This is a genomic window from Parageobacillus caldoxylosilyticus NBRC 107762, from assembly GCF_000632715.1.
In the GTDB taxonomy this organism is placed as follows: domain Bacteria; phylum Bacillota; class Bacilli; order Bacillales; family Anoxybacillaceae; genus Saccharococcus; species Saccharococcus caldoxylosilyticus.
Map to the genome: position 1 here is coordinate 1 of NZ_BAWO01000039.1, position 9,977 is coordinate 9,977.

11 protein-coding genes and 1 pseudogene are annotated in these 9,977 nt (G+C 36.0%); 4 read left to right on the forward strand and 8 right to left on the reverse strand.

Annotated features, from left to right (window positions below):
* The first annotated feature begins 7 nt into the window (after nt 1-7).
* Nucleotides 8-922 (forward strand): cation diffusion facilitator family transporter, encoded by a 915-nt coding sequence (locus tag GCA01S_RS11150; RefSeq protein ID WP_033015916.1) that lies wholly within the window; start codon nt 8-10, stop codon nt 920-922.
* 672 nt (nt 923-1,594) lie between these two features.
* On the opposite strand, the gene ctaG is transcribed toward GCA01S_RS11150, so the two are convergent.
* From ctaG to GCA01S_RS11170, 4 genes are all read right to left on the reverse strand, one after another.
* On the reverse strand, nt 1,595-2,497 hold the full coding sequence (gene ctaG / locus GCA01S_RS11155) for a cytochrome c oxidase assembly factor CtaG (RefSeq protein WP_042410030.1): 903 nt from the start codon (nt 2,495-2,497) through the stop codon (nt 1,595-1,597).
* Nucleotides 2,498-2,901: 404 nt separating this feature from the next.
* Entirely contained in the window at nt 2,902-3,294 is a 393-nt protein-coding gene (locus GCA01S_RS11160) for a cystatin-like fold lipoprotein (protein WP_052510039.1), read from the reverse strand.
* Nucleotides 3,295-3,793: 499 nt separating this feature from the next.
* Nucleotides 3,794-4,351 carry a signal peptidase I gene (lepB, locus tag GCA01S_RS11165; RefSeq protein WP_033015957.1) on the reverse strand — a complete coding sequence of 186 codons (558 nt, stop codon included), beginning with the start codon at nt 4,349-4,351 and terminating at the stop codon, nt 3,794-3,796.
* Nucleotides 4,352-4,458: 107 nt separating this feature from the next.
* Nucleotides 4,459-4,749, reverse strand: coding sequence for a hypothetical protein (locus GCA01S_RS11170; protein ID WP_042410031.1), 291 nt, complete (start codon nt 4,747-4,749; stop codon nt 4,459-4,461).
* Between the two features lie 315 nt (nt 4,750-5,064).
* On the opposite strand from GCA01S_RS11170, the gene GCA01S_RS11175 reads away from it, so the two are divergent.
* From GCA01S_RS11175 to GCA01S_RS11185, 3 genes and pseudogenes are all read left to right on the forward strand, one after another.
* Nucleotides 5,065-5,979 carry a tyrosine-type recombinase/integrase gene (locus GCA01S_RS11175; RefSeq protein WP_042410033.1) on the forward strand — a complete coding sequence of 305 codons (915 nt, stop codon included), beginning with the start codon at nt 5,065-5,067 and terminating at the stop codon, nt 5,977-5,979.
* Nucleotides 5,980-6,017: 38 nt separating this feature from the next.
* Nucleotides 6,018-6,275, forward strand: a complete 258-nt coding sequence (locus tag GCA01S_RS11180) for a hypothetical protein (RefSeq protein ID WP_240345896.1) — start codon at nt 6,018-6,020, stop codon at nt 6,273-6,275.
* A 14-nt stretch (nt 6,276-6,289) separates the two neighbouring features.
* A pseudogene (locus GCA01S_RS11185) lies at nt 6,290-6,523 on the forward strand (tyrosine-type recombinase/integrase); the annotation flags it as partial.
* A 237-nt stretch (nt 6,524-6,760) separates the two neighbouring features.
* Here GCA01S_RS11185 and GCA01S_RS11190 read toward each other — a convergent pair.
* From GCA01S_RS11190 to GCA01S_RS11205, 4 genes are all read right to left on the reverse strand, one after another.
* Entirely contained in the window at nt 6,761-7,768 is a 1,008-nt protein-coding gene (locus GCA01S_RS11190) for a trypsin-like serine peptidase (RefSeq protein WP_008881770.1), read from the reverse strand.
* A gap of 80 nt (nt 7,769-7,848) precedes the next feature.
* Entirely contained in the window at nt 7,849-8,199 is a 351-nt protein-coding gene (locus GCA01S_RS11195) for a DUF3221 domain-containing protein (protein ID WP_042410037.1), read from the reverse strand.
* A 601-nt stretch (nt 8,200-8,800) separates the two neighbouring features.
* Nucleotides 8,801-9,016 carry a DUF3006 domain-containing protein gene (locus GCA01S_RS11200; protein WP_041265044.1) on the reverse strand — a complete coding sequence of 72 codons (216 nt, stop codon included), beginning with the start codon at nt 9,014-9,016 and terminating at the stop codon, nt 8,801-8,803.
* Nucleotides 9,017-9,039: 23 nt separating this feature from the next.
* Nucleotides 9,040-9,891, reverse strand: a complete 852-nt coding sequence (locus GCA01S_RS11205; protein ID WP_042410040.1) for a ComEC/Rec2 family competence protein — start codon at nt 9,889-9,891, stop codon at nt 9,040-9,042.
* Between the last annotated feature and the right edge of the window lie 86 nt (nt 9,892-9,977).

The following is a 9,977-nucleotide window of genomic DNA, read 5'->3' on the forward strand; positions in this document are numbered from 1 at the left end:
TTCAAATATGGGACATCATCATGGTTGCGGAGATCATTCTCATGCACATCATGCAAATCAAAAAGCATTGCTAATTAGTTTTTTTCTCATTTTATCATTTCTTGTTGTTGAAATTATAGGTGGGATTTTAACGAACAGTCTTGCTTTAATATCCGATGCAGGACACATGTTAAGCGATGCAGCAGCATTGGGTTTAAGTCTTTTAGCTCTAAAGATGGGAGAAAAGCAAGCAAGTGAAACGAAAACCTACGGATATAAACGATTTGAAATTTTAGCTGCATTATTGAATGGAGTGACCCTTTTACTCATTTCTGTCTATATATTCTACGAAGCCTACCATCGTTTCTTTGATCCACCTAAAGTAATGAGTTTTGGAATGTTGACAGTAGCTGGAATTGGACTTATCGTTAATGTTTTAGCTGCATGGATTTTAATGAAAGGAGATAGGAGTGAGAACCTTAATTTAAGAAGTGCTTTCTTACATGTGTTGGGAGATTTACTTGGGTCAGCTGGGGCGATTGTAGCAGGATTACTTATATTACTTTTTGATTGGAACATTGCTGATCCGATTGTGAGTGTGTTGGTATCTGTTTTAGTTTTAATTAGTGGTTGGCGTGTAACGAAGGAATCTGTCCATATTCTCATGGAAGGAAGACCGGTGCATATTGATTTGCAAGAAGTGAAAAATAAATTGTTGTCTTTATCAGGAGTCACAAGTGTTCATGATTTACATATATGGTCGATTACTTCAGGCTTTCCGGCTTTGAGTTGTCATCTTGTTGTTGATTCTCGGATTGATCGCGATCATGTATTACATGAGGCAAAAGCGATGTTACAGAAGCATTTTGGCATTCAGCACTCCACTATACAAATAGAAGGCGAACAAATGAAAAAATGTACGGAAACAGATATTTGCAATTAACACCCCCTTTTTTTTTTTGATAAGGGGGAAATTTTATTCTTTATACGCCTAACCTACAATAGCCTTTTTGTTAAAATGTGAAATAGGTTTTTTAAGAAAGTTTTTTTAATAAAAATACATATAATACCAAGTTTGCATTTACATCAAAGTGTTAGATTTGCGAAGTCGGTATCCGACAACGTATAGGAAATTTAAATAGAGTACGGCATGATGTTGTATTGCTTGAACGTTGCAGTCATAATTACTTTATAAATTTTATATAATGCTTTGTATATATAAAAAGTGACTGTATATGGCAGAATAAAAGTGGTTCTTACGTAATTTTGGTGATAGGAAGGGGACTAATTAAGAAAATTAGTGTGCAAATTAGAATTTTTTAGGTTTTCATTCTCAATTATATATTGACTTTTCACCAAAAGATCGTAAGAACCTAAAAGTGCAGAATCATTTGCCATAAAAAAAGAACCTTGCTAGTCATCCAAATATCGACTCCCTCTTAATGCTACTAATGCTGCGCTATGACAATACAGACCGTACTAATGGTCGGTAAAATTGGTAAGGAATGTTCCATATCCTGTTCCTTTCTGTGTCATCTTATTAACCTATTTTATCGTATTCATTCACGGATGTTGATTATCCAGTATTTTACTGTTTAAACGTTTCGATAAAGCATTATGACTCAAAAGGTTGTGTCGATGCGGCAGTTTCCAACTTTTCCTTTTCCTGCTCTTTTCGGTACCATTCCCTAAATACGAAAAAAAGCACTGTACCATAAATAATTTCTTGAATAATTTTCATTAGCACTCCGCCAAGCTGCTGGTCATAAAGAAGCGGAATCGAAAAGAACATCTCTGGTCCTGTTAAATTAAGAGAAGCTAATGTCCCAGCAGGAACGCAAAGAGCAAGCGACTTCATCCACATTTGCGGATCGTAATAAGTCGCATATAGCGGCTTATCCGCGAAAATAATTAAGGCACACGCTGGAGTCAATAAAACGCCGTCTGCAAAAATATAGCCTATCTTCTTGAGGCCGCTGAGAGACTTCCAGCCCGGCATTTTATTAACTAGAGGCCACCACATCATCCAAGCGGTGATAAAAATCATCGTGGTCATTATTGCATGGTAAAGCGCATTACTTTTCACTAAGTCAAAAATAAATGGAACGTGATAAAACGAGAACAAACCATTAAATAAAACAATCGCAACAAGAGGCTTTGTCAAAAACGTTACTACCGCCTTTAATGGTCGGATTTGGAAGATTTGCTCAAATAGCCAATTTGGTATTCCTAAAATAAGTAATTGTGGAACCATAAAACTTAATATTGCCATTTGTATCATATGTGCGCTAAATATCAAATGCCCGAGCAAATCAATCGGCGAACCTAGACAAATATAAAGCAGCACGATACCAGCAACAAAGTATGCTTTCTGCTTGCGCGTTGGCGGTCCTTCCTTTGTAAACCGAGTTCTCCAAGGCCCAACAATCATAAAATAAAGACATGTAATCAATAATAGAGATGCAAGGAAATAGGGACTCCATAACGCAACAAAACCAAACATGCTTAACGATGCCATCCTCATATCACCTCATTTCTCTTTTCATTATGATACACTCATATCGCATGTCTATTGTTAAGCGCTATCAATCAACCAGTTTGCATCATATGAAAAACTCAGCTTAGTAACACCAAGCTCGGAATTTGGACAGTGGAATACGTTATTCGAAGATAAACGTTTAACCGCCGCCATCATTGATTATTGCATCATTCCCATATTCTGACCTTTAATAATAAAAACAATATTATGTCCAAGATACATAAACCATATAGAATTCTGTCAATGTACACTTAATACTCTTCATAAATCTAAAAACCATATTATTTTTATCAAAGTAAAAGATAATAAGATTATCTTTCGTTTTTTTATGGAAAGTATAATCCATCTCATTTAATTGTGATGATATCTTATCAACAACAATACTATTTCAACCCTATATTTTCTATATAACTAGTTTTCTCTAAGTATTTTTGTATTTTTTTCAATTTATTAGGTGTATGTGGGAACTGTTCATAGCTATTATTTTTTTCATTATATTTGTATAGAGATTCATTTTGTTTATTGGAATCGAGCTCATATATGAGCTCGATATATTTACCATCCGAATAAACTACAATTCCTGTATCTTCTCTCTTTAAAATTTCATTATCATCAAGTTTCTTTTCTTTCTGCAATCTTTTATTTTCCAAGATGATAACTTGATTAATACTAGAGTCATATCTCTCTCTAATATTTTCTTTTTGATTTCTGCAATAACCAAGTAGTAGAAAAAGTATTAATATTAATAGGGAAATACATATCATCTTTATTTTCATTTAAACGATTCTCCTTTTCAATATTTGATCATACTCGCTAAAGCTTACTCTTCTGGCCAGAGGTTTCCACTTCCAGCAAAACTGTGAACGTGATCCTCTTTGTAGCCGGTTACCTATCTATGAAATGTTTTTGGCGATAAATCGAGATGCCGCGCTGTTTCAGCGATAGTGTTTCCTTCTTCTGCAACCAACTTTTATAACGTCTCTATTTGGTGTGTCTAATTTTTAGACTAACATCATTCTTGACATAAAACCACTATGAAACTCAGTATTTTTTCTAGACTAGTAATTTTCAACCCCTCGATAGAACAGGACTTTTCAAATTTTGTTTTCCTAAAATGGACTTCAAACTGTTGAACCCGGGAGAAAAAATTAATGAGACACTCGAAAATAAGAATCGTAGCTATCAGTGTTGATAACTACGATTTGATTTTAAAATAAATTTATTGGGTACTTTTCAGTTGTTTTACTGAAAAGTCGTAAAACCTTTTTGAAATGCTTATTTTATTATTCGGATATGTTTAAAAGGCCAATAAATTATGTTTGCCTGACCAACAACATCATCTATTGGAATGGCCCCAATATGACGACTATCCTTACTATATCTTCTATTATCCCCCATTACAAATAAATAGCCTTCAGGAACAGTGTCTCTACCGATTGGAGTGTCCTTTAGAGTAAACGATTCCGTAAGGGGGCCACCAAACTTGTTTTGCTTTTTGTATTCATCTAGATAAGGTTCTTTATACGCTTTCCCGTTTATATATAAAATATCATTTTTATACTCGATGCGATCTCCAGGTAACCCAATTATGCGTTTTATGTAATCCTTTTTTTCTTTTGTATGGAATACAATAATATCAAACCTTTTCGGTTTTACAAAAGAATATTTTATTTTGTTTACAATCACACGATCTTGATCGTGTAGTGTAGGCATCATGGATTCTCCTTCTACTATAATCGGCGCAAATATGAAGTGCCGAACAAAAGCAGCTAATAAAATTGCAATAATGATCGCCTTCATCCATCCCCAAAACTCACTTTTCTTTTTCTCCATTATCATTATCACCCTTAAAACATTAATAATCAATTTTATTAAGGCTCCTGAATTTTATTACATATAAGTAAGTAATATTAATATTTTGATTCAACTCCACAATCTTTTTAACAAATAGTTCTTTGTCTTTTGGAGATATAAAAATACTCCTTCATTTCTCGAATTTTTTCTGGATCTTGAATCGGTTCTACGCTGTTTTGCCCTTGATGTGTCATTCCTTTTTTCTCCTCCAATTGTTTCGAGATGTTCAATAACTCCCTAAAGATACCGACTAATACGGCCAGAATACCTCCTAATAAAGTGGAGATGATGAATACAGCCTCATCAGGAATGGTTCCAAAGAGAAAACCGAAGATCGCTCCTCCTACAAGATAGAAAAGAATATCATTTTGTTTCACGATGATCACTCCAGTATATTCCATTCAACTTAACAATTTCATTCCATATGTTGCGTTCAAATTCCTTCCGAAGTTGAGAAAAATAAAACCCCTTGATATACAAGGGATTTTGCTAATTTTGTAGGATATTGACGAACGCAACATAATAGCCATTATGTGACATTAGATCAATTTAACTGGACGTATAATATACATTATATGACTAACAATTGATTCTTTTTTATGATATACTCGTCATATAATGTTATTTTTTTAATCGATTTTTTGCTCTTCAAACCCTTTTAAACTCGTCGTATAAGTGGAAGGATGAAAAAGATGCTGCACGAATATGAAACATATTTGCAAGAGAAGGGATTTTCTCCTAACACCGTGATCTCCTATCTCAATGACTTGAATCAGTTTTTGAAAGACTTGCATCTTCGTCCAGGCGATTACGTCACGTCGGCCGACATTCGCAAATGGATTCAGCAAATGTTGAATCCGGTAGAAGGGAAACCGTTGGCCATATCCACGATCAATCGCCGGCTCAATTCGCTGCGAAGCTTTTATGCGTGGGCGGTCGAACATCATAAGATCGAACAAAACCCAATGAAAGACATACAGGATTTAAAATCGGCTGATGAAGACAACGAAAGAATTATGTGGCTCACAGAAGAAGAATTTGAGGACCTGTTGCATCGGATGCGGAAAAAACCGGTGCAAAGCCGGGGAGTCGATCCTGAAGAGAAATATCGCCGGGACCGTGCGGTGGTGTACCTGCTTACCTATGCGGGATTGCGAGTAGAGGAGTTATCCAATTTAAAATTAACGGACTTAGATTTAGAGATGAGGCGAATTCGGATCGTGGGAAAAGGGATGAAAGTAAGAACGGTGCCGATCTCGAATATCTTGCTGGCGGAACTCGAGGATTGGCTTAAGTTTCGTGCGGAAATGGCGAAAAAGAAACCACATGTCGCTCAATCGCCATACGTCTTTTACAGCCAGCGCTCGCCGAAGTTTTCGGTACGGGGCATTCAGCGAATGATCGAAAGCTACAGCCTGCCAAATAAAAAATTAACTCCACATATGTTCCGTCATACGTTTTGTAAGTGGATGTTAAAGGCGACGAACAACGATATCGAGAAAGTGCGGAGGCTTGCTGGCCACAGCAATATCGCCACGACCTCACGGTACTTAAAGGACAGCTACAGCGATTTGGCGGATGCAGTCGAGGCTCTGCCGAAATTCTAACCTAAATCATTTCATTCTAGAAAGGAGAAAGCCGACCGATGATGGATCGATTGCAAGTCATTGACGGGTATTTTAGCGATAATGCGTTTTATATGCGTAGCATGGCCGGATTTCCGTTAGAAGGTCGCTTCAAGGCTGCTGGTCTTCGTTCGTTGGCACGATTGATCGATGAAAACGAACCTTTTTCGTTCACCCTGGGTTCGAACACCATGATCCATGTTCCCGTGGAGCTGAATAGGCAGCTGAAGAATGAGCTGTTCATGATTGCAGAGAGGTTGGAAGCCGAAAAGGAATAAACGAAACGTAAAACTTTTCGATCCGGGACGTCCAGCGAATGATCGAAAGCTACAGCCTGCCGAATAAAAAACTTACGCCTCATATGTTCCGACATACGTTTTGTAAGTGGATGCTAAAGGCTACGAACAATGACATCGAGAAAGTGCGGCGGCTTGCCGGCCACAGCAATATCGCCACGACATCACGATACTTAAAAGATAGCTACAGTGATTTGGCGGATGCCGTGGAGGCGTTGCCGAAATTCTAACATCAAGATGGATGACAGTTTTGGCATCGGAGCTGTCCAAGTACATTTAGAGACTATATAGAAAAAATGCCCTGGAGGGTAGAATTTCAGGGCATTTTTTTGTTCCCTTTCCGAGAAGAGTCAATTAAACTACGAAACCTTCAAAATTTACCTACCTTGTTAAAAAACCTCTTAGTAAGGTTTACAATCACTAAGATCTTCCTTGCTGGTCAATTAATAAATAGCTAGGAGAAATTTTTAATTTAGCATTGCTGCTCTAATAAAATCATATACGGGTTTAATCATTTTTGGTCCTCCATTGTAAGTGGTACCATTGACACTAAAACTGCCTCTATGAACAGCAATGATTTCATTTGATGAATTTAATAAAGAAGAACCGGATTGCCCATTGTAAGTATCAATTTGATAAAATGCAAGTTCATTGGTTTCTTTTGAAATAGAGCCAGTCATTCCCCATTGAGAAACTTCGTTATACTGTTCGATTTTATCCCCTGGGTATCCATAAAGTTTTGCTGATGTACCTTGAATGCTAGATACTTGTCTTAATGGAAGGTATCCAACTACATCACCAATATTTTTTCCTAAGTATGTGCTAAGCTTAAGTACTGCAAAGTCTTGAGTTGGATCGCCTGTTTGAACATAGTTGCTTGTAATATAATAATCTACTATTTGATATACCCCATATGAATACGTATTATTATTGACAGCGGGATATACATAACCGTTTATCGCACCAGACTGATTTGTAACATCCATAACACAATGTGCATTTGTAAGGACTTTATCTTTCCCAATAACAGTTCCTGTGCAAGTATACCAACCATCTCTAAATTCTAATTCAATGTACGCGATTTGTCTGTGAGGAGTGACTGAAGTATTGGAAACCTTTGTACGACCATCAGCACCAATAACGACCTGAGGGAAATATTCATTTGGAGATTTACCACCTATATATGTTGTTTCAGGGGTTAAATTATATTTGTAAGGTTTATTTTTTTTGAAATCCGTATTTATCTCTGTTTTTGGAAGAACTTCACCGGTACCTTCCGAGCCTTCTGTGACTAAAGATTTGGAATTCTTTAACTTTTTTATGTAGTCTTCATACTTAATGACTTCACCTTTTGAATTAATCATGTCATAAGCATTATTACTATTTTTTTGAGCGTTGACGGTTTCTGGAGCATTAATTATGGGCGAAATGATAAACCCAACCATTACTAAAATGATAAATCCAATTTTTTTCATAAAGTAGCCCCCCTTTATGAATTTTTCAAAGTTATTATAACCAAATAGTTCATATATTTCAATTATTTTGAAAATTATAATTACATAGGTTCAATCTTTATAACTTCGACTTTGCCCGGATACGATTCTAAAATCTCTGAATACCACACTTTTACTTTTTGTCCATTTTCTATTCCCCTCAAAGTACCAAACCCCTTAATTAATAACTTACTCATATTATATTTTCTTCTTAATTCCTGTATTGTTAATTTGTTTGCGTCTTCCTGAACAAAATCTGGATCTTCAACTAAATATACTTCCCCTTCTTTCATAATTATAAAACCTTCCAAAGTAGTTTCTTGATTAAGAGATTGGTTAGTTCTATATTCGCTAAAGAAAAATAATAATAATATAAGACCTAAAATAGTACTCACTAAAATATATCTTTCCATACGCTTGCCTCCTAGCTTTTATATTTTGTGTTATATAATGGTCTATCTTCTATAGATCCATAGTTTTCCCTTCCCAAGATAACAGAGCATTTTATAGTAATACATATTCAGCATATTCAGTGAGCCCAATTCCTAGGTATTTCCCAAAGGATGTCATTATCTTCTCCAATGACATCGTTATTCGCTACCACGACCATTGCGGAGATAATCATAAAGTAACAAATAAAAATTTTGGAGGGGGGTTCGGTTCCGGGAGTAGCTGGCTAAATACCTCTAATTTGAATTTCAAGAGCAACTGTTCTGTTAATCGGTGGTTTTTCAATAATAATGGTTATTGCAATTATCACCGTAATTTCCCTTTGGAATTCCTCTGGATTTTCACTCATTTTATACTGTTCTCAATTGCAGTATATTTTGCATTAAGAGCGATTACTTTTGCCCCTTAATCATACGCAGGCATCAGTAGAAATTTCCACTCTTTTAGGAAAGGCAGGGGTATTATGGGGAGCGAGCATGATTTGCCTGTTACTTGGTATTTCTAAACTTTTGAATAAGGACATAAAAATAGCCCCTTTCTCACCTTGAAAGGGGCTTATTGCTTTTAATCTTCAAACAGTTCGTTCATTAAATCCTCAATTTCTTTTCTTCGTTTATCAGTATCTTCTTTGTCCACACGAAAATGACCATTTTCCAGTATAATTACATCGCCGACCTCAGCGTTCTTAGGAAGATTGCTTTTTTCGATATCTACCATTTTTCCATCTTCGGCTTCACAAACGGCCAAATCGCCTTCAAAACGGTCAATAATATACTTCATTTACTCACTTCCTATTCATTTAATCATTTCAATGGTTTTACATTAAAAGTGAGAGTTGTTCCATTAGTGGTTGCAATGATAGTACCTTGTTTATCAGTTCTAAATATGTTTACCTTATATGATTTAAGACGATTTAATACCTCAGATGTTGGATGACCGTACGAGTTGTTTTTCCCAACAGAAATCACAGCATAGGTTGGTTTTACAGCTTTTAAAAATGTCGTGCTCGTAGATGTTTTTGCCCCATGATGACCGACTTTTAACACATCAGCACGCAAATCTTTCTTTGCCTTAACCATATCTGCTTCAGCTTTTGCCTCCGCATCACCAGTGAAAAGGAATGACTTTTTACCATAAGAAATCTTTAAAACAGCGCTCCAGTCATTTAAATCACTGTTACTATAAGATTTAACAGGGCCAACAAACTTCGCAGTGATCCCTTTGACAGGAAGAGTTACATCGGCTTTGGCAATTTTAATGGTCAACTTTTTATTTTTTACAGCAGTAAGAAAATCCTTATATGCTTGTGAAGTATGGCTAACCTTTGGAGCGTATACATTCTTAACTGGAAATGCTTTTAAAACCTCATCTAATCCGCCGATATGATCAGCATCGGGATGAGTAGAAATCATAAATTCAATGTCTTTTACTTTTTGCTTTTTAAGGTATGCAACTACATCACTGCCGTCTTTGTTTCCACCATCAATCAGAATGTCCTCACCATTAGGCGCTTTTATGTAGATGCTGTCTCCTTGACCAACATTAATAAAGTGCACATACATGTTTTTTGTGGCCGCATTCGTTGTTCCACACATAGGAACAACCATAAAAAAGAAAGCCATGACAAACGAAACAAATAACTTTAATTGCTTCATAAAACACATCCCCCTTTTGGTTTCGAGAAAATTATAACAATTATTTGATAACAAAAGAAGGTTATAAGAAAATTAATATAACCCGT